The organism is Bradyrhizobium sediminis (assembly GCF_018736085.1).
Lineage (GTDB): Bacteria > Pseudomonadota > Alphaproteobacteria > Rhizobiales > Xanthobacteraceae > Bradyrhizobium > Bradyrhizobium sediminis.
Genome location: NZ_CP076134.1, coordinates 3,193,316 through 3,212,657 on the forward strand (window position 1 = coordinate 3,193,316; position 19,342 = coordinate 3,212,657).

The 19,342-nt window shown below is 63.4% G+C and carries 21 protein-coding genes and 1 tRNA gene; 14 read left to right on the forward strand and 8 right to left on the reverse strand.

Annotation, left to right across the window (positions count from 1 at the left end):
• The first annotated feature begins 14 nt into the window (after positions 1-14).
• From KMZ29_RS15480 to KMZ29_RS15490, 3 genes are all read left to right on the forward strand, one after another.
• Positions 15-722: a DUF1045 domain-containing protein gene (locus KMZ29_RS15480; RefSeq protein WP_215620068.1), complete on the forward strand. Its 708-nt coding sequence runs from the start codon at positions 15-17 to the stop codon at positions 720-722.
• A gap of 135 nt (positions 723-857) precedes the next feature.
• Positions 858-2,786 carry a hypothetical protein gene (locus KMZ29_RS15485; protein WP_215620069.1) on the forward strand — a complete coding sequence of 643 codons (1,929 nt, stop codon included), beginning with the start codon at positions 858-860 and terminating at the stop codon, positions 2,784-2,786.
• A gap of 13 nt (positions 2,787-2,799) precedes the next feature.
• Entirely contained in the window at positions 2,800-4,449 is a 1,650-nt protein-coding gene (locus tag KMZ29_RS15490; protein WP_215620070.1) for a PEP/pyruvate-binding domain-containing protein, read from the forward strand.
• Positions 4,450-4,525: 76 nt separating this feature from the next.
• Here KMZ29_RS15490 and KMZ29_RS15495 read toward each other — a convergent pair whose 3' ends face one another.
• Both KMZ29_RS15495 and KMZ29_RS15500 read right to left on the reverse strand, forming a co-directional pair.
• Positions 4,526-6,109, reverse strand: a complete 1,584-nt coding sequence (locus tag KMZ29_RS15495; RefSeq protein WP_215620071.1) for an alkaline phosphatase D family protein — start codon at positions 6,107-6,109, stop codon at positions 4,526-4,528.
• Between the two features lie 84 nt (positions 6,110-6,193).
• Complete coding sequence (locus tag KMZ29_RS15500) at positions 6,194-7,057, reverse strand: LysR family transcriptional regulator (RefSeq protein WP_215620072.1); 864 nt, start codon at positions 7,055-7,057, stop codon at positions 6,194-6,196.
• Positions 7,058-7,220: 163 nt separating this feature from the next.
• On the opposite strand from KMZ29_RS15500, the gene KMZ29_RS15505 reads away from it, so the two are divergent.
• From KMZ29_RS15505 to KMZ29_RS15530, 6 genes are all read left to right on the forward strand, one after another.
• Positions 7,221-8,381, forward strand: a complete 1,161-nt coding sequence (locus KMZ29_RS15505) for an ABC transporter ATP-binding protein (RefSeq protein ID WP_215620073.1) — start codon at positions 7,221-7,223, stop codon at positions 8,379-8,381.
• A 49-nt stretch (positions 8,382-8,430) separates the two neighbouring features.
• Positions 8,431-9,321, forward strand: coding sequence for a carbohydrate ABC transporter permease (locus KMZ29_RS15510; RefSeq protein WP_215624286.1), 891 nt, complete (start codon positions 8,431-8,433; stop codon positions 9,319-9,321).
• Positions 9,318-10,154: a carbohydrate ABC transporter permease gene (locus tag KMZ29_RS15515; protein ID WP_215620074.1), complete on the forward strand. Its 837-nt coding sequence runs from the start codon at positions 9,318-9,320 to the stop codon at positions 10,152-10,154. Before KMZ29_RS15510 ends, KMZ29_RS15515 begins: the two co-directional genes overlap by 4 nt.
• Positions 10,155-10,187: 33 nt before the next feature.
• Entirely contained in the window at positions 10,188-11,471 is a 1,284-nt protein-coding gene (locus KMZ29_RS15520; protein WP_215620075.1) for an ABC transporter substrate-binding protein, read from the forward strand.
• 84 nt (positions 11,472-11,555) lie between these two features.
• Positions 11,556-12,380, forward strand: coding sequence for a phosphodiesterase (locus tag KMZ29_RS15525; protein ID WP_215620076.1), 825 nt, complete (start codon positions 11,556-11,558; stop codon positions 12,378-12,380).
• Positions 12,377-13,225, forward strand: a complete 849-nt coding sequence (locus tag KMZ29_RS15530; protein ID WP_215620077.1) for a phosphodiesterase — start codon at positions 12,377-12,379, stop codon at positions 13,223-13,225. Before KMZ29_RS15525 ends, KMZ29_RS15530 begins: the two co-directional genes overlap by 4 nt.
• A gap of 135 nt (positions 13,226-13,360) precedes the next feature.
• On the opposite strand, the gene KMZ29_RS15535 is transcribed toward KMZ29_RS15530, so the two are convergent.
• From KMZ29_RS15535 to KMZ29_RS15555, 5 genes are all read right to left on the reverse strand, one after another.
• Positions 13,361-13,437: transfer RNA gene (locus KMZ29_RS15535), tRNA-Pro, on the reverse strand.
• A 66-nt stretch (positions 13,438-13,503) separates the two neighbouring features.
• Positions 13,504-13,992, reverse strand: coding sequence for a DUF192 domain-containing protein (locus tag KMZ29_RS15540; RefSeq protein ID WP_215620078.1), 489 nt, complete (start codon positions 13,990-13,992; stop codon positions 13,504-13,506).
• Between the two features lie 151 nt (positions 13,993-14,143).
• Entirely contained in the window at positions 14,144-14,809 is a 666-nt protein-coding gene (locus tag KMZ29_RS15545; RefSeq protein WP_215620079.1) for a cold-shock protein, read from the reverse strand.
• A gap of 200 nt (positions 14,810-15,009) precedes the next feature.
• Positions 15,010-15,771 carry an SIR2 family NAD-dependent protein deacylase gene (locus KMZ29_RS15550; protein WP_215620080.1) on the reverse strand — a complete coding sequence of 254 codons (762 nt, stop codon included), beginning with the start codon at positions 15,769-15,771 and terminating at the stop codon, positions 15,010-15,012.
• A gap of 84 nt (positions 15,772-15,855) precedes the next feature.
• Positions 15,856-16,098 carry a hypothetical protein gene (locus tag KMZ29_RS15555; RefSeq protein WP_215620081.1) on the reverse strand — a complete coding sequence of 81 codons (243 nt, stop codon included), beginning with the start codon at positions 16,096-16,098 and terminating at the stop codon, positions 15,856-15,858.
• 262 nt (positions 16,099-16,360) lie between these two features.
• Between KMZ29_RS15555 and KMZ29_RS15560 the strand changes: the two genes are divergently transcribed.
• Positions 16,361-16,552 (forward strand): hypothetical protein, encoded by a 192-nt coding sequence (locus KMZ29_RS15560; RefSeq protein WP_249779049.1) that lies wholly within the window; start codon positions 16,361-16,363, stop codon positions 16,550-16,552.
• 122 nt (positions 16,553-16,674) lie between these two features.
• Here KMZ29_RS15560 and KMZ29_RS15565 read toward each other — a convergent pair whose 3' ends face one another.
• Positions 16,675-16,866, reverse strand: coding sequence for a hypothetical protein (locus tag KMZ29_RS15565; protein ID WP_215624427.1), 192 nt, complete (start codon positions 16,864-16,866; stop codon positions 16,675-16,677).
• 270 nt (positions 16,867-17,136) lie between these two features.
• Here KMZ29_RS15565 and KMZ29_RS15570 point away from each other — a divergent pair, with 270 nt between their 5' ends.
• The 4 genes from KMZ29_RS15570 (at position 17,137) to KMZ29_RS15585 (ending at position 19,311) form a co-directional block, all read left to right on the forward strand.
• On the forward strand, positions 17,137-17,322 hold the full coding sequence (locus KMZ29_RS15570; RefSeq protein ID WP_215620082.1) for a hypothetical protein: 186 nt from the start codon (positions 17,137-17,139) through the stop codon (positions 17,320-17,322).
• A gap of 278 nt (positions 17,323-17,600) precedes the next feature.
• The gene (locus tag KMZ29_RS15575; RefSeq protein ID WP_215602089.1) at positions 17,601-18,053 is read left to right on the forward strand and encodes a VOC family protein; all 453 of its coding nucleotides are present in this window, start codon (positions 17,601-17,603) and stop codon (positions 18,051-18,053) included.
• A 215-nt stretch (positions 18,054-18,268) separates the two neighbouring features.
• Positions 18,269-18,439, forward strand: a complete 171-nt coding sequence (locus tag KMZ29_RS15580) for a hypothetical protein (protein WP_215620083.1) — start codon at positions 18,269-18,271, stop codon at positions 18,437-18,439.
• A gap of 224 nt (positions 18,440-18,663) precedes the next feature.
• A complete protein-coding gene (locus tag KMZ29_RS15585; RefSeq protein WP_215620084.1) occupies positions 18,664-19,311 on the forward strand; it encodes a glutathione S-transferase family protein in 648 nt (215 codons plus the stop codon).
• The last annotated feature ends 31 nt before the right edge of the window (positions 19,312-19,342 follow it).

Below are 19,342 nucleotides of genomic sequence, written 5' to 3' on the forward strand. Positions count from 1 at the left end.
TTTATTCTGCTGATATGGCCGACTTTCCCCGCTACGCGATCTACTATACCCCGGCGCCCGGCAGCGGCCTCGATCGCTTCGGCGCACAACTGCTCGGCTATGATGCCTACAGCGGCGAAGACCTGCCCTTTCCGGACGGCATCCTGCAGGAAGTACCGGATTGGCGCGAGATGACCGGCGATCCGCGAAAATACGGCTTTCACGCCACGCTGAAGGCGCCGCTGTCGCTGGCGCCCGGGAGGACCGAGGCCGAGCTTGTGGCCGCCTGTGCGGCCTTCGCCGCCACGCCCCGGGCGATTCCGGTCATCAGCCCGGTCGTCGGTTCGATCAGCGGCTTTATCGCGGTGATCCCGGCGGAGCCGTCACCGGAGCTGATCCGCCTCGCGGCCGATTGCGTCAGTGAATTCGATTCATTCCGTGCGCCGCTCACCGAAACGGACCGCACCCGGCGCAATCCTTCCCAATTGACATCGCGGCAGCGCGAACATCTCGATCGCTGGGGATATCCCTATGCGATGGAGGACTTCCGCTTCCACATGACGCTCACGGGCCGACTTGATGCCGCGCGGCGAGATCCGGTCCTGGCGATGCTGGCGGGCCGCTTTTCCGCGTGCCGACTGACGACGCTGCCAATCGACCGGATCGCCGTTTTTCGTCAGGAGAACGCCGCCTCCCGATTTCGGGTCGTCGGCCACTGGCAACTGCGCCCAAGGCACTCCTGACCGGACGAGACTCCTGCCGATGCCAAGCGTCGGCGGGAAGGCACTTCGAATATGAAGTTTTCATGAATGATCTAGCGCAATGAAACTGTCGCCAATGCCGGGCATATCCTCGCCACTGCTTTGGATTGACAAGCCATGAAATCTCAAATCATCGAACAGCTCGGACAAGCCGACATTCTGCTGCCCTCGCTCGTTGCGGAGGGATTGGCCGCCAACGATCGCGTCAAGGTTCGCATGAGCGCGCTTCAGGCGGCATCACACCACGCGCAGCAGCCCGACCGCCCGGCCACCGATTTGCATGTCGAATGTCACGCCGCCGGCATCGCGCCTGCGGCACTTGCGACACTGATTGGCGGCGCACATCTTGCTGGCGACGGCCGAATGGCTGCACCCAATCTCGCCAGGCTGATGAAGGAAATCCACGACGACGTGGCGGCGATGATCCGGGCCGTGAACGCCGGCAAGCCGTCCGAGGGCGAAACCATGGGTGCGCGGCTCGCGGCAATCCGCGCCGCCGGCACGCTCGAGGCGTCGAATGAAATCGAAATCGCGCGCATCGCCAAATTGACCGGCGTGGCGCAGGACGGCGCCGACAGCCTGCATCGGCTGGTGATGGACTTGCACAAGGCGCTCAACCGGCTGGCCGCGGGGTGCTCCGAGGAAATCCTGGCGGGCGCCCATGTCTTCGGCCTGCACCCCGAGGACCGTGCGCCTGTGGAAAGTTTCATGCAGGGGCTCAACGAAACCCGTACCCTGAAGTTCGAGCATCCTGGCCTCGATACCATGGCGACGCGGTCGGGCGGCCGATTGCTGATTCAGAACGATATCGGGACCACCGATGCCCATGTGGTGGTCATCGCGGTCAAGAAGAATGCAGTGACGGTGACCTATACCGACGTGCATCGGGCGCGCGCGAAGTTCTTCATCGCCCTTTTCGACAAATTCGAGGCGAAATGGAGTGGACTCGATCGCCATACCGCTGCCGGTCTCGGCGACGACAACGCCTTCTATCTCGTCACCGGGCAGTATCAGGCCGACAGCGCCGCGGATCGCAATGCCTTCCTGACCGCCCTCGGCGCGGCACTGGTGTTCCTGATCGACTGGAACAAGGCGCGCAAGCTCCTGCGCAACTGGGTGGCAAAGGAAGATGCGGCCCGTATTCTCGAATGGGCCGCCCGGCAACGATTCGGTCACCGCGCCTTCCTCGAGCTCGGCGGCAATGAATTGCTCGGCGCCGCGGTGCGCAATGCAGCACCGGCGCGAATCGGCTTCGGCGAGCGCCTGGATCAGGCGCTCGGACGCAACGCCGCGGTCGATTTCCTCAAGACCGCAATGCGCGTTTCGAGCGAGGCGCTTGGCGCGGGGCAATCGGTCCGGCTGGTGCGCGACCAGATTGAGGCGGATCTGGTCAGGCATCTGGAACGCGTCGACAGCACCCTGCTCACCACCGTCCTCCGCCAGGTGGGGTTGGCGCACGACGTGGCCGCCGCCATCGCTCACCACATTGCTGCGCTGCAGGCCGGCCGCCCGGCCGACGGCACTCTGCTCGCGGCCCGTACCGGCCTCATCGAGCGCAAAGCCGACCGCATCGCAATCGAAGCCCGCGAGGAAGCGACCCGTCTCAATGCCGGCCCCATCATTGAACAATTGGTGGACCGCGTCGAGGAAGCCGTCGATGAGCTGGAACAGGCTGCGTTCATCGCCTCGCTGGCGCCGGCCGGGATCGATCCGCCGTTACTTCAGGCACTTGCCGCGTTGTGCGCCGTCGCTACGACGGCGACGGAAGCCGCAGCTTCGGGGCTTGCCGCCGCTATCGAAGTCCCGGAAGGCCGCCGTGCCGACTCCGAAGACGCGCTGGCCGCCGTCGTCCGTCTGATCGATGCCGAGCACGCCGCAGATTCACGGGAACGCGACGTCACTACGCAGGTGTTCGCCGGCGGCTACGACGTCGCGACGTCGCTCTCGGTTCTCGAGCTTGCCCGCGCGATCGAACGCGCCACCGACCGGCTCGCAGGATTCGGGCATCTGCTGCGCCGGCACGTCATGATCGATCTGTCAGCCTAGGAAGGGCCAGCCTATGCATATCGTGCGTATCGGCGGTGTATCGACCGAGCAACATTCCGCCGACGCGATCGGCGCCAAGGCCGCCAACCTGGCGCGGATGGCGGCCCTCGGTCTGCCGGTACCGCCGGCCTTCGTGCTCCCGGTCAAGCTCTGCACTGCGATCATCGATGGGGATGCGCATGCCGAGCGCCACCTGCGCGACGGACTGAAGGGAGGCATCGAGTTCCTGGAGAGCGCGACCGGAAAACGCTTCGGCGACGTCAGTCAGCCACTGCTGGTATCGGTGCGGTCGGGAGCCGCGCGATCGATGCCGGGCATGCTGGACACCGTACTCGACGTCGGTTGCACATCGACCGCCGTGCAAGGTCTGATCCGGTCCAGCGGTCGGCCGCGGCTGGCATGGGATTGCCGACGGCGCTTTCTCGAGAGCTACACCGAAACGGTGCTGGGCCTCGATCCCGGACCGTTCGCAGCGCGCCTTGCGGAACTCATCGCCAGCGAGGGCGTCACTGACGACCGTGAGCTCGATAGCGAGGCGCTCGAACGTCTCGCCGGGGACCAACTGGCGCTGATCGAGGATCGCGACGACGACTGGCTGGAGGACGCGACGGCGCAACTCGACAGCGCGGCGAGGGCCGTATACCGGTCCTGGACGAGCGAGCGGGCGCAGGCCTATCGCCGTCTCCAGAAACTCGACGATCTCCGCGGCACCGCGGTCACGGTTCAGGCCATGGTATTCGGCAATGGCGGGCTTTCATCGGGGGCCGGCGTCGCGTTCTCGCGGGATCCTTCAACCGGCCAACCGCAGCCCATGATCGACCTCGTGCTCGATGCCCAGGGTGAAGACGTCGTTTCGGGGCGCCGGACGCCCGACACGGAAGAGACCTTCGCCCGCGCGATGCCGACGATCGCGGCCGAGCTCAAGGATATTCTCAAGCGCCTCGAACGCGAGTTCGGCGACGTCCAGGATGTCGAGTTCACGATCGAGGACGGCAAATTGTGGATTCTCCAGACGCGTTCCGCGAAGCGGACGCCGCGTGCGGCGATCCGGATCGCCATCGACCTCGTGAACGAGAGACTGATGACGCGGTCCGAAGCGCTGCAGCGGCTCGACGGCATCGATCTCGCCGCCCTCGTCCAGGTTTCGCTGGCATCGGCAGACGATCCCGTCACAGCCGGAATCGGCGCCTCAGGCGGCATCGCGGTGGGACGCGCGGCGTTCTGCTCCGAAAGCGCCCAACGCCTGGCCGCCGCAGGTGACCCGGTGATTTTGATGCGACCCGATACCAGCACCGCCGACGTCGCGGGCTTTGCCGTGGCGGCAGGCATTGTGACATCGGTAGGCGCCCGCACCGCGCATGCAGCGCTGGTCGCGCGCCAGATGGGGAAGCCCTGCGTCGTTGGATGCAGCGGCATGACGATTGACGGCGCGGCCGACCGCGCGCAGCTTGCAGGCACGACGATATCGGGAAGCGACTGGATCACCATCGACGGCGACAGTGGCAAGCTCTATCTGGGCCGACGCGAGACGATCGCGACGCGGCCCGAGGCAGAGCTTGCTGAAATAGCGGGCTGGCGATCCCGCACTGGTGACGACCATCTTCGGAAGTCAAAGGCGGGCCCGCCTCGGACCAGGCGGAAAGAGATGCAGGCCGGTCAATAGAAAGCCCGTTCCGGGAGAGTTGCGTCATAGCGAGCAAGCGATTGGCTGTACCCGCCGTGGGGCTGCGCCAATCGGCTCAAAACTGAGCCAGGGTTCGGGCCGGCCGCGCGTCCGGCCGCGGCTCGATATCGACAGACCACAGGTCCCGATCGTCGACGTCCTTCAAGGTCACCGTCATGACCTCCGACCGGCCGTCGATATCGACGCGGCCGAAGAACTGCAGTCCGAAACACGGCGCGAGGTTCTCGCCCTGCTCTGCGCTGCAGCCCTTTTGAAACGCCGCCACCGGACCGAATGTATTATCCAGCTGGCCGGGCGCCCAGGTCCCGGCATGCAGCGGGCCGGAGACGAATTCCCAGAACGGCTCGAAATCCTGGAATACCGCGCGGTTCGGATCGTAACGGTGCGCGGCCGTATAGTGCATATCGGCGGTCAGCCACACCGTATTCCTGATGCCGGCGCGCTTCATGAACGACAACAGATCGGCAATTTCGTTTTCGCGCCGCTCCGGCGGGCCATCGCCAAGTGCAATCGCATCTTCGCTGATCAACCCGATCGGCAGGTCTGCGGCGATGACCTTCCAGGTCGCATTCGAGGCCGCGAGCTCGCGCTTCAGCCAGGCCAGCTGGACCGCTCCGAGGACGCAGGTGTCGCTGCGGTCGTCGCGCTTGTTCCATGTCGAATCGCGGTAGCTGCGCATGTCGATCAGGAAGGCGTCGAGCAGCGGCCCGTATCCGATCCGGCGATAGAGCCGGCCCGCCTGTGTCGGCACCTTGCGGATCGGCATAAATTCGTGAAAGGCGCGGGCCGCCCGAGCCACCAGTTTCGACGTGCCGTCCTCGGCATATCCGGTATCATCGGTGGTTCCGAGCGGCGACCAGTCATTGGTCACTTCATGATCGTCCCACTGCGCGAGCATCGGCACCTGTGCGTTGAAAGCGCGCAAATTCACATCGAGCAGGTTGTATTTGTAGTTGCCGCGAAACTGCGCGAGGCTGTGCGCGACAACGGATTTCTCTTCCGTGACGATGTTCCGCCAGATGTTGCCGTCCGGCATTTTCAGTTCGGACGGGATCGGACAATCGGCGTAGATGTGATCGCCGGAATGAATGAAGAAGTCCGGGCGGTTTTCGAGCATGGTCCGGTAAGTCCGCATGCCGCCGCGGGAGGGATCGATGCCCCAGCCCTGGCCCGCGGTATCGCCCGACCAGACGAACGAGATCGAGCGGCGCTCAACGGGCGCCGTGCGGAAATGCCCGGTCTGCGCTTCGCCCGCGATCCCGGTCTCAGTGATATCTTCGAAGCGCACCCGATAGAAGATGTCATGCCCGGGCGGCAGGCCCTCGATCAGCAGTTTTGAAGTAAAGTCGGAATCCGGCAACGCTTCCGACGATGCGACGCCAATGATGGTCCTGAAACTTTCATCAGTGGAGCACTCCACCAGCATGCGCGCCGGCCGATCGGCTCTCGCCCATATGACAGCGGAATCGGCTGCGACATCACCCGATGCAATTCCGCCTGCAATCCGCGGGCGATCCGCGGCGCGGCTCAGATAGGGAATCGCGAGGCCTCCCATCCCCGCCAGCGCGACCGTCGATGCTGAACGGACCAGCAACTGCCGTCTGGTCAGAAAGTGTTTCGCGCGTATTGCAAAAGTCATCCCCGGCGCCCTCGTCGAATCGCGACGAAGGGTGCCCGCTCAACTTGACTCTGGGCCGAAGGTTTTGCGACAGGCCGATGACCCCTATGGCAGCAGGCTGCGAGAGTGAAAGAACAATTCCACGAGCTTTCCCTTCGCGCCGATCAGCGAGAAAATATACTCGGGCAGTTCAACGTCCATTTCCGTCACCACGACTTTCGCGATCCGATCGATGCGGCTTGACCCGTGCTCCCAGATAAACCCGATGCCGAGCTGGTTCGCCACCGCCTCCAGCATGCCTTCCCTTGTATTGACGACGATCGCGGGCTCGGGCCGCAGTCCTGCTGCACGGAAAGCCTTGTCTACGACGCCTTGGGTTGAGGAATTTCCGGTGCGGAACACCAGAGGGTATTGCATCAATTCGGCGATCGACACCTGGCACCGATTTAGCGGATGCCCGGGATGGCAAATCGCGACGACCCGCTGGCTGAGGCAAACCTCCGATCGAAAGCGGCGATCCTGGGGTACTTCGGGGAGTACTGCGACGTCGACGCGCCGGTCGATAACGGCGGCCACGATGTCCGACCAGTTACCGATTTCAACGCGAATCTGGATTTTCGGATAGACCCCCTTGAACGAGGAAATGAGCGCCATTCCCGGCATCGAGTTACCGAGCCCGACGCGCAGTTCACCTCCCGCCAATTCCTCACGCTGCTCGAGGATCGCGACCGCATCGGCTTCCATCGCTTGGATTCGGTTGGTCGCCGCATAGAGCTGACGGCAAAGCGGGGTTGCCACCAGGCTATGGCCATGCCGATCAAAAAGCCTGACATCGAACTCGGACTCGAGTTCGCGAACCAACTGCGCGATCGAAGGCTGCGAGACGCCGAGACGTCTTGCCGCAGCCGAAAAATTACCGGCTTCAAAGACCGCATTGACGGCACGCACGCGCGAAGACGTCAAAGCCATTTCAATTCAAGCCTCCAGCACCGATCGCCTCCCATGGTGCTCGGGAATGAGCCAGAGGGAAAGGTTGGGTTGAAGATAAGGAAATCCTTTGACTGTTATGTGACTGTCAAGCGCCTCCCCTAATCATCGCCCATTGCTGCATTGCAGTTGGGGCACCGACGAAATGGCGAAGATCGAACTTAGAGAAATCCGCAAGACATTCGACTCGACGGAAATTCTGAAGGGCATCGATCTTGCGATCGAGGACGGCGAGTTCATCGCGCTGATCGGTCCCTCCGGCTGCGGCAAGTCGACATTGCTGCGCGTCATCGCCGGTCTGGAGCCCCAGAGCTCCGGTGAGGTACGTATTGAAGGCGTTCAGGTCGACGGTATCAGGCCCAGCGCCCGCAACCTCGCGATGGTGTTTCAGTCCTACGCGCTGTATCCGCACCTGACCGTGTTCGACAATATTGCCGTGCCGCTGCGGATGCGACGCCATTCCGCGCTGGCGCGCACGCCCCTGGTCGGCCGACTCCATCCCGGCCGCGCCCGCACCGAACGCAGCATCCGGGAAGAGGTCGAACGCGTGGCCGCCCAACTCGAACTTTCGGGGCTGCTCAAGCGCAAGCCGGGACAACTGTCCGGCGGCCAGCGGCAGCGTGTCGCCGTGGGCCGCGCCATCGTACGCCAGCCGGTCGGCTTTCTGTTCGACGAGCCGCTGTCGAACCTGGACGCCAAACTCCGGGTGCATATGCGCACGGAGCTCGCGCAACTGCACCGCCAACTGAAGGCCACCTTCGTCTACGTCACCCATGACCAGGCCGAAGCGATGACGATGTCGAGCCGCATCGCGGTCATGATCGGGGGCCACATCGTTCAGATCGGAACGCCGGCCGAAGTCTACGAAAATCCCCAGGATATCCGGGTCGCGGAATTCGTCGGCAGCCCCAAGATCAACGCCCTGCCCGGTGTCGTCCGCGACGACGGCGGCCTGGAGGTACTGGGACGGCCGCTTGGCCTGAGCACCCCGGCCGCGGCGGGCCGCTGCTCGGTCTGCGTGCGCCCGGAGCGCATGGAGCTCGGCGCCGGCCCGGGCGCCATTACCGGCACCGTCGTGCATCTGGAAAACCTCGGCGCGGAGGCATTCGTTCACGTCCGGGTCGATCGCATCGACCTGCCCTTGCTCGCGCGGGTCAGCCCCGACCGGCCGCTGCCGGCGATCGGAAGCGCGATCCACCTCGGCTTTTCCGCCAGCGCCGTCAGGGTATTCGACACCGCCGGCAAGCGCATCGAGGTCGCGGCGCCGGTTCGCAGCGGGCGCGTGCGGGAGAAGGCCCTTGGCTGATACCCTCATCACGACAGCGATTCCGGCCGGCCGCCGAGCGGTCGCAACGATGCAGCCAAGGACGCAAGGCCAAAACCGCTCGCGGCCTGCGCTGGCGATGGCGGCACCCGCCTTCGTCCTGATGTGCCTGCTGCTGCTCGGGCCGCTGCTCGGCGTCATCGCGCTGTCGTTCACCGACTACCAGCTCGGAAGCCCGCAATTCTCCTGGATCGGCCTCGCGAACTATCAGGAGATGTTTGCCGACAGGGTGTTCTGGATCTCGCTGCGCAACACACTGACCTATGTCGCGATCGTGGTGCCCGCAGCAGTGGCGCTGGGACTCGGCGTGGCGCTCTTGATCGAGAGCGGCAGCAGCTTGAGGGCGTGGTATCGCACCATCTACTTCCTGCCGGTGATGGCAACGCTGATTGCGATGTCGATCGTCTGGGAATTCATGCTGCATCCGCAGTTCGGCCTGGTCAACGGACTGCTGCACGGCATGGGGCTCGAGGGTCACAGCTGGCTGCAGGACCGCCGCACCGCACTCTATGCGCTCTGCGTGATCGGCATCTGGCAGGCGCTCGGATTCAACATGGTGCTGTTTCTCGCCGGCCTGGTGTCGATCCCCAAGCAGCTCTACGACGCCGCCGAAATCGACGGCGCACACGGCGCCTGGGCGCGGTTCCGGCTGGTGACCTGGCCGATGCTGGGACCGACCACGGTGTTCGTTCTGGTTATCACCGGTATCCGTTCGTTTCAGGTGTTCGACACCGTCCATGTCCTGACCAAGGGCGGACCGTCGAAATCATCCGAAGTCCTGATCCACACCATGTATGTCGAGAGCTTCGAGTTCTTCCGTTCGGGCTATGGCGCGGCACTGACCGTGGTATTTCTAATTTTCGTGCTGCTGCTGACGCTGGTCAAGTCGACACTGGCGAACCGCGGAGTACATTACACATGACGCCGCGCCGCCACACCGTCGCCTGGTCCGCCGTCCGGCATGTACTGCTGCTATGCGGCGCCGCGTTCATCCTGCTGCCGTTCCTCTGGATGATTTCGACGGCGTCGAAGCCGCAGACCGAGATCTTCACCACCAATATCCACTTCATCCCGCACAGCTTCGCGCTATGGGACAATTTCGCCGTGGCCTTCGGCAAGGCCAATCTGTGGCGGTTCCTGATCAACGGCGTCGTGGTCACGGTATCGATCTTCACCCTGCAGGTGCTGATCGCCCTGCCCGCCGCCTATGCGCTGGCCAAGCTGCGGTTCGCCGGCCGTGAAGTGTTGTTCGCACTGGTGCTGTTCTGCATCCTGATTCCGCCCCAGGCGACCGCGATCCCGGTGTTCCTGCTGTTTCACAAGCTCGGAATCCTGGACAGCTATGCGGCGCTGATCGTGCCGTTCACGATCTCGGCGTTCGGGATATTCCTGATGCGGCAATTCTTCAAGACCGTGCCGGACGACCTGATCGAGGCTGCGCGCATGGACGGCATCTCCGAATTCGGCATCGTCTGGCGCGTGATGCTGCCGACCGCGATTCCGGCGCTGACTGCCTTCGGCATCTTCTCGGTGGTCGCACACTGGAACGACTATTTCTGGCCGCTGATCGTGCTCAACAGCGAACACTTGCGCACGCCGCCGCTCGGCGTCGCCAGCTTCCGTAACGAGGAGGCCGGCACCAATTACGGCCCGCTGATGGCGGCCGCCATCGTCATCATCGCGCCGCTGGTCGTCGCGTTCCTGCTTGCCCAACGCCGGTTCATCGAGGGCATCACGCTGACCGGCATCAAATAGACCTCAGGTGCAATCGCAACGAAGGAGATATCGATGTTGAAGAGAATGACAGCCGCCGCACTGGCGGTGCTTGCCGGCGTCGCCGGCGCACACGCCCAGAGCCAGACCGAAGTGGTGCTGCAGTATCCCTACCCGGAACTGTTCACCGAGACCCACAAGAAGATCGCGGAAGAGTTCGCCAAGGTCAGGCCGGACATCAAGGTGACGCTGCGCGCACCTTATGAATCCTACGAGGACGGCACCCAGCGCGTGCTGCGCGAGGCCGTCACCAGCCAGATGCCCGACGTCAGCTTCCAGGGCCTCAACCGTATCCGCGTGCTGGTCGACAAGAGCATTCCCGCTCCGCTCGACGGCTACATCGCCGCCGAAAAGGACTTCGACAAGCAGGGCTTCCACCAGGCCATGTTCGACATCGGCACCTCCAGCGGCAAGGTTTACGCGCTGCCGTTCGCGATCTCGCTGCCGATCGTCTATGTCAATCTCGATCTCGCCACGAAGGCCGGCGCCGATCCGGCAAACCTGCCGACGACGTGGGACGGCATCATCGATCTGGCCAGGAAGATCAAGGCCAGCGCGCCCGACGTCAACGGCATCACCTATTCCTGGGACATCACCGGCAACTGGCTGTGGCAGGCGCCGGTGTTCGCCCGCGGCGGCTCGATGCTGAACGCCGATGAGACCAAGGTGGCGTTCAACGGCCCGGAAGGCCAGTTCGCTATCCGGACGCTGGCGCGCCTCGTCAGCGATGGCGGCATGCCCAACCTCGATCAGCCCGCGATGCGCGCGGCGTTCGCCGCCGGCAAGACCGGCATCCACGTCACCTCGACCTCGGACCTGAACAAGGTGACGCAGATGATCGGCGACAAGTTCAAGCTGAAGACGCATACCTTCCCCGACGTCGTGAGCCCGAATGGCCGTCTGCCGGCCGGCGGCAACGTGGTCATGATCCTCGCCAAGGACAAGGCCAAGCGCGACGCGTCGTGGGAGGTGGTAAAATTCTGGACCGGCCCGAAGGGCGCGGCGATCATGGCCCAAACTACCGGTTATATGCCGCCCAACAAGGTCACCAACGAAGTCTATCTGAAGGACTTCTACGTCAAGAACCCGAACAACTACACCGCGGTCAAGCAGCTGCCGCTCCTGACCAAGTGGTACGCATTCCCGGGCGACAACGGCCTGAAGATTACCGACGTCATCAAGGACCACCTCAACACCATCGTGAGCGGCACGCGCACCAAGGAGCCCGATGCCGTGCTCGCTGACATGGCCGCCGACGTGCAGAAACTGCTGCCGCGATCGGTCGGCTCGGCCCGCTGATCTGCGCAACCGGGCACTCGCCCGCCTTGACCCAATGCAGCGGGGCGCCACGGCGCCCCGCTGTCGATCGCAGCGAGGTTCACCATGAAGCTCATCCATCTAAGCGACATCCATCTGACCGCCCCCGGAAGCACCATCGGCGGCCGCGACCCCCGCCATAATTTCGAGCGGGCGCTCCGACATGTCCTTGCGGACCACAGCGACGCCGAGCTGATGGTGATAACCGGCGATCTCTCCGACTGGGGCGACCGGGCGGACTACGAGTGGTTGCGAAGCCGGCTGGACGGCTTTCCGCTTCCGGTCCGGCTCTGCATCGGCAATCACGACAACCGCACGGACTTCCTCGGCGTTTTTCCGGAATATGCCGAGTCCGATGGCTTTGCGCAGGGATTTCAAGATACCGCCGCCGGCCGCTGCCTGTTTCTCGATACCACCGAACCCCAAACCCATGCCGGCCGCTATTGCCCGCCGCGGCAGGACTGGCTGGAGCAGCGGCTGTCCGAACATGACGGGCCGTTTCTGCTGTTCATGCATCACAATCCGATGCCGACCCACCTCGGCCCGATGGACCAGATCCGGCTCCTCGACGACGCGGCGTTCCGCCGGATCGTCGGACGGCACCGCGACAAGATCCGGCATATCTTCTTCGGTCATTGCCATCTGCCGCTGGGCGGCTCGGTAGCCGGCGTGCCCGCCAGCTCGCTGCGCGGCACCAACCACGCGAGCTATCCCCTGTTTTCGGAGAAGCTGATGCTGAGCGCGTCCGATCTGCCGGAAGCCTATGGCGTCGCGTTCGTCGGCCCCGACTATGTCACCGTGCACATGGTCGAGTTCGGCTATCAGGGTGCGATCCGGACCGAGGGATCGCCGGATTTTGCAATGTGGAACCGGGAGACCATGCAGCGATGAAATTTGTCATTCTCACCGATACGCATTTCGTGCCGCGCGGCAGGAAACTGTACGGGCTCGATCCGGCACAACGCCTCGCGGTCGCGGTCGAGAAGATCAACACGACCCACAAGGACATTTCCTTCGTCATCGTGTCCGGCGATCTCGCACATTGGGGCGAACAGGCGGCCTATGCCAGTCTCGCCGGCGTGCTCGCAGGGCTCGACGCCCCCACCATCCTGATGATGGGAAACCACGACAAACGCGCTGCTTTCCGGGCCGAGTTTCCGGGCGCCGATCGCGATGCCGACGGCTTCGTGCAGGCCGTGCATATCTTCGACGCCGCGACTGTCGTCACGCTGGATACGCTGAACGAGGATACGCCGGATCATGCCGGTATCTTGTGCGAAGCGCGGCTGCATTTTCTGGCCGAGGCGCTCGGCTCCGCACCTACCGACCGGCCGCTACTGCTGTTCCAGCACCATCCGCCATTCGACAGCGGCCTGCGCTATATGGACACCATCAAGCTCGCCAATGGCGAGGCCGAATGGGACCTCATCGCCCGCACGCGCAAGCCCGACCATATGTTCATGGGCCATCTGCACCGACCGATCGCCGGAACCTGGCGCGGCATACCCTTCCACATCCAGCGTGCACTGACCCATCAGGTCGCGTTTGATTTCGAGACCGAGGGCCACATCCCGGGAACGCATGAGGCGCCGGACTACGCCCTCGTCAACGTGGACGGTGGAAACATCGTCATCCACCAGTGCTCGTTTCTTTACGATGGTCCGGCGTTTTCGCTGCACGACCGCGAGGCGCAGATGTCGCAGTCGCCCGGCGAACTGGCTAAGGTCACTGCCTAGGACATTCCACAAACGCTCGTGGTGCGAGCCACGGTTCGCGCCTCTGCGACGTGCCGGTGCGGTGCCGACCTTCAATTAACAGCTAAAGCGCCCTGAAAACCTGCAGCGCCAACCACTTGAAGAAACGAAGCTATTTGGTCGGGGCAGCTGGATTCGAACCAACGACCTGCAGTACCCAAAACTGCCGCGCTACCAGGCTGCGCTATACCCCGAATGCTTGGGAAACCAAGTCGTTACACGCTTCAGGCGCTGCCAGCAAGGCGGCTTGCGGCGGGCCCTCAGCGCCGATTGAACAGCGGATGGGCGACCTTATCGCCGGGCGCGATGCCGTATTTTTGCGCCGTGCCGGCGATCACCTCCAGCACCCCCTTGGCGAGCCCGCCCGACGAGATGATCTTGGTGGATTCCGGCTCGGTGTTCTCGGCAATGCGCAGGATCCGGCCGTCGGCGCGAATGAAGATCATGTCGAGCGGGATGTAGGTGTTCTTCATCCACATCGATATCTGCTGCTCCGGCGAGAAGTCGAACAGCATCCCCTTCCCGTCCGGCAATTCCCTGCGGTACATCAGGCCGGTTTGCTTCTCCTCGTCGGTCGTCGCCATCTCGACCGAGAACACATGCACGCCGCTCTTGGTGACGATCTCTAGCGGCTGGATGCTCGCCGCATGGGCGCCGAAACCGGCCAGAGCGCAAAACGCGAGCGCCGCGGCCAAAGGCCAGAGCCATGCGCCGGCGCGACGCCAGGCAACGCTTGAATCAGAACTCATCGAAAACGCTCACCGAAAGCCCAAGAGGAACTTCAAGAGGAACTTCAAGAGCGAATCCTAGCCCAGGGATCGTGGCAAATACCAGACCTTCGGAACCGCGCGCGCCGGCATTTTCGATTACCGGCTAACGCTTCCGTGAAGTGGCGTGCGGTCAGTGGGAAGAGAGCCCGGGCGAGCCGGTTTCCGGCTGGATTTCGGCGGCCATCATGCCCTTGGATCCGGGCCCAAACCGCACCAGCACGTACTGGCCGGGGCGCAGCTCGGTCATCCCGAAGCGACGCAGGGTTTCCATGTGCACGAAGATGTCCGGTGTACCCTCGCCGCAGGTCAGGAAGCCGAATCCGCGCAGCCGGTTGAACCATTTGACCTGCGCCCGCTCCAATCCGCTGGTCGGGGTGACGCTGACATGGGTCCGCGGCGGCAGCATCTGCGCCGGGTGGATCGCGGTGGACTCATCCATCGAGAGAATCCGGAACGCCTGATAGCCTTTTTGGCGCTGCACGCATTCGCAGACGATCCGGGCGCCCTCATAGGCGGTCTGAAAGCCGTCGCGCCTGAGCACAGTAACGTGCAGAAGCACATCCGGCCAGCCATTGTCGGGCACGATGAAGCCGTAGCCCTTTGAGGCATCGAACCATTTGATGACGCCGGAGATTTCGACCAGATTGGCGGCGGCATCGCCGAGCCCCGACAGGGCGTCCACCGCCGGGTCGCGCCCGGTATTGGCTGCAAACTCGCCAGGCCCAAGACGATCCAATCCTGTCCCGGCTGACGCCGGTCCCCCGAACTTCTTGGACTCAAAACCGTCCGACCCCATGACCCCGGACCCCACCCATCATCGACGACCTCGTCACCGCTGCGACGCCGCCGGAACACGCGCCCATCAATGACAATTCATGATGACGCCACGCGAATCTCTCGAATCAAAAGATAACACTCCCGCTTGCGGCGCATAGATAAAAAACAAATCCATGTGGAACTATGAACAGCCTTGCGCGACTGCGAATCAAACGGGCATCAATTGCCCACGAATGGCCCCAGCGTCTCCCCGATGTCGTGCCTGATCACGAGATCGGCAATGTCGTCCTGTTCGGTGGGCTCGTTGTTGATGATCACCAGCCGGGCGCCGCAGTTCTTGGCGATCATCGGAAAGCCGGCAGCCGGCCACACCACCAGCGACGATCCGATCGCGATGAACAGGTCGCAATGCTGGGCAAGCTCGGTGGCGCGCCGCATGGCGTCTTCCGGCATCGCCTGCCCGAAGGAGATGGTGGCGGTCTTGACCGGCTCGCCGCAATCGGCGCAATCCGGCGCGCCGCCGGTCTCCTCGAAGCGCAGCTTCGCCCACGCCAGGTCGTAGGCCTTCCCGCAGCCGATGCAGCGGGCATAGGTGGTATTGCCGTGGAGTTCGATTACGTGCTCGTCGGCGAAGCCGGACATCTGATGCAGGTTATCGATGTTCTGGGTGACGATGGCGGGGATCTTGCCGGCCCGGTAAAGCGAAGCGAGCGCGCGGTGGCCACGGCCTGGTCTTGCCGCGGCAAAGGTCGGTTCCATCGCAAAGCGCCGCCGCCACGCCTCGTCCCGGGCGTCCGGACTGGCGACGAATTCGTCGAACGGGATCGGGCGATTTCTGGTCCACAATCCGCCCGGCGAACGGAAATCCGGAATGCCGCATTCGGTGGAAATGCCGGCGCCGGTGAAGGGAACAATGGTTGAGGCCTCGGCGATCATGTCGCCGAGCTGTTCCACGCCGCTGCGAAGATCCTTGGCGATCACGGGCAAATATCCGAAAAACCGGCGATGCCGATTATAGCACGGCCGGTCGGATTGCTAAGTCGAGCGCAGGACCGGCGCGCTTGCTCAGGCTGCCTTGGCAACCGGCTCCTTGGCCACATCGGCCTTCTGCTCGTCGCTCTTTTTGGCCTTGGCCACCGGGGCCGCCTGGGATTTCCTCGCAAGCTTGTCGTATTGCGACAGCTTTTCCAGTTCGGCTTCGAGCTCGGCCCGCCGCGCCGCGACCTTTTCCATCAATTTGTCGGTTGCGCTCTCGCGCAGGGCGGCGAGTTCTTCGATGCTCAGCAAGTCCAGATCGTTTTTTGCCATGGCGGGCCTCCCGTTTGTTTTTGGCTACCGGGAAGGCGCGGATGCCACAAGCGCGACGCCACCTTTATCCACCACGAACGTGGAACGTCCCCAATTTCATTGGCGTCGTCACTGCCTTGCTGCGTTGCCGTCGGCTGAGCCCGATCGCGTCGACTGACTTCACTTTGCCCGAGGGCCATCACAATCCCGCAACGTCTCGTCCCAATTCGCGCCCCAATCTCGAACCCCAATAGGCACGGGACAAGAATCAAAAGGGATGGGCATGACCGAGCAGCTGAGCCACGCCGCGCGCGAGCGGGAAGAAATCACAGGCCGCCTCGCACACTTCAAAGCCACGCAGCAAAAATTCCAGCACGAGCGCGAAGAGTATTACGCCACCACGCTCGGGAATGCGTGGAGCGGATTTGGGCGAACGGTCCGCAGCGAATTCGAGGATCCGCCGTTCTGGTCGTAAGAAAGAGCGGGGCATTTCTCTTTCGCGCCGCCACACAACGAGCCGTCATACACCCCGCGAAAACTTCTGCGGGTGATGGCAGCCAAAGTTGCGGCGCGCTGCGAGCCCCGCCCGATCGAGCCTTATTTGCCGAGGATCTCGCGTGCCCGGAGTCCGGGCGCGGGTTGGAAACGCCCGAGCGAGAAATGGCTCTGGCGAATCCGCTGCAGCGCCGCCTGAAGGCTGAAGGCGATCAGCACTTCATGATGCCGCAAGCCCTTGCCGCCCTTCACGAGACCGAGGTCCCGTATCAGGCAGTAGCGGCCGCTGCTCATGCGGGCGAGCCTGCAATTCCTAAATCCGAACATGCTGCGAGCATGCATTGCCCTGCGATTCCGTCAATTCTTGACACGAATCGATTCCGTTTTGTTCACGGAGGAACGAACAGGGGGCACGCTTTCGCACTCAGACACATCTTAACAAAGCAAGAATTTTTTGGTGCGGGAAATCGGACACAGCGACGGCGGGGCGCGGGCGCAGCCTGCGAAACGAGGAGCCGTAGCGATACGGGTTCTCTTTTGAACGGATTGCCTGCATAGTGCGGCATGGCAAAAGCAAAAGTGACCTTCAAGATCATCCGAAACGCCGAGGACGACTGGAACATCCTGGCGGAATATCCGGGCGCCGAGCCCCGTCACATCACCGGCCTGACAAGCAAGGCCGACGCCGACGACTGGTTGAATGGAGACCGCCGCATCGGATGGCTGCGCTCCCAGGGTTACGCGAAGTAATTCCGCGCCGCCGCCCTCAGCAGCGGTTGTTTGGCCACAGCCACCGCGCTGTTCAGACACGGGTTTGAACGGGCATGGTTCTCGCGGCCGTGCCCCAGCGGCCCATAAGTGACCAGTAAGCCGCCAGAGCTGAATCATCTGGAGAACGCCGTTCAACCACCTGGAGCAAGCGCGAGTAGCGCGCGCGTCTGGAGCACCCTGCCCCCGTCCTCATTTTGCTGCTATCAAGCGCCCCGAGCCAACAACAGCCTCTTCAATCCCAGGGAGCAAGCCAAACCATGCGTTATCTCCACACCATGCTGCGCGTGCGCAATCTCGATGCCGCGCTGAAATTCTACCAGGACGCGCTGGGACTGAAGGAGGTTCGCCGCATCGACAACGACAAGGCGAAGTTCACGCTGGTGTTCCTGTGCGCGCCGGAGGACGAGCACCTCTTGAAGAACACCCCCAAGACCCGCGGTGCGCCGCTGGTCGAGCTCACCTACAACTGGGACGAGGAGAAATACGGCGAAGACCGCTATTTCGGCCACCTCGCCTACGAGGTCGACGACATCTATGCCACCTGCGACAGACTGATGAAGATGGGCGTCACCATCAACCGGCCGCCGCGCGACGGCAACATGGCCTTCGTCCGCTCGCCCGATCTGCACTCGATCGAGCTGTTGCAGAAGGGCGATCCCAAGCCGCCGGCCGAACCGTGGCTGTCGATGCCGAACACCGGCCACTGGTAGGTCCTGCACAACTTCTACGTCCGCCTCCGGCATCCCGCCTACCGGCTGGTGATATCAGCGGATGCGCCGTTCCCATCAGGCGCATCCGAGGCCGACTGGCACCGGCATCCGCCAACAGATCACGTTGCGGTGACGTCCCGCGAAGCGGCTGCCCAAGCCGTTCACCTTCGGTGAACCTTTTGCCCTCAGACTCGACCCAGATTCTGAGGTGTCATATGAGCCAAGCCAAGCACTACCAATTCCAGGCCGACCAGGCCAAGCGTCTGGCCCGCCAGGTCACGGATGAAGCGGTGCGCGAGCGGCTTTTGGAAATGGCCGGTGAATACAGCCGCTACGCGGAGCTGATGCAAGCCCGCGAGAGACCGCTCGAACGGGCCGCAGGCTAAGCCACCCGGCCCTGCCCCCAACCGGTTAGACCAGCCGGGCAATATCCTCGACACAGTCGGACACCAGAACCGGCGAATCCTGCCGCAATAGCTGGGCATGATCCGCCCACCCATACCATGAGGTTTCTTTCGTTCTTCCGGCAGGCCGCGATGAGACGGCGCGCGCATTCCCCCGCGACATCCGCTATGAACGGACAAAAGCCGATCATGGGGAGAACAAGCGCGTGCCGGACAACAAGCAGAGCCAACTGACGATCTGGGGCCGGGCCAATTCGGTCAATGTGCAGAAAGTGCTGTGGTGCCTGGCCGAACTCGACCTGCCCTACCGGCGTATCGATGCCGGCATGGCGTTCGGCAAGAACGACCAGCCCGAATATCTCGCGATGAACCCCAATGGGCGCGTGCCGACGCTGGTCGACGGCGACTACGTGCTGTGGGAATCCAATTCGATCATGCGCTATCTCAACCTCGCCTATGGCAAGGGATCGTCGATCTATCCCGCCGCGCCACGCGCGCGCGCCGGAGTCGACCGCTGGCTGGACTGGACGTTGTCGACGCTGCAGCCGGTCGATCGCCCGGTGTTCTGGGCGCTGGTGCGGACCCCCGCCGAGAAGCGCGACATGGCGGCGATCCAGAAGGATGCCGACGCCGAAGCGGTGCAATGGCGGATCGTCGAGGCGCAGCTGGCGAGCCGGCGCTTCATCGAGGGCGACGATTTCACCATCGCCGATATCGCGCTCGGCGCCTATGCGCGGCGCTGGTTCGGCGTCGAAGGCATCACCAAGCCCAGGCTGCCGCAGCTCGAACGCTGGTTCGCGCAATTCGCCGAACGGCCGGGATTCAAGCAGTTCATCGCGCCGCCGATGTCGTGAGGCCGGTGCCGTGAGCGTGTCAGGGCCTAAA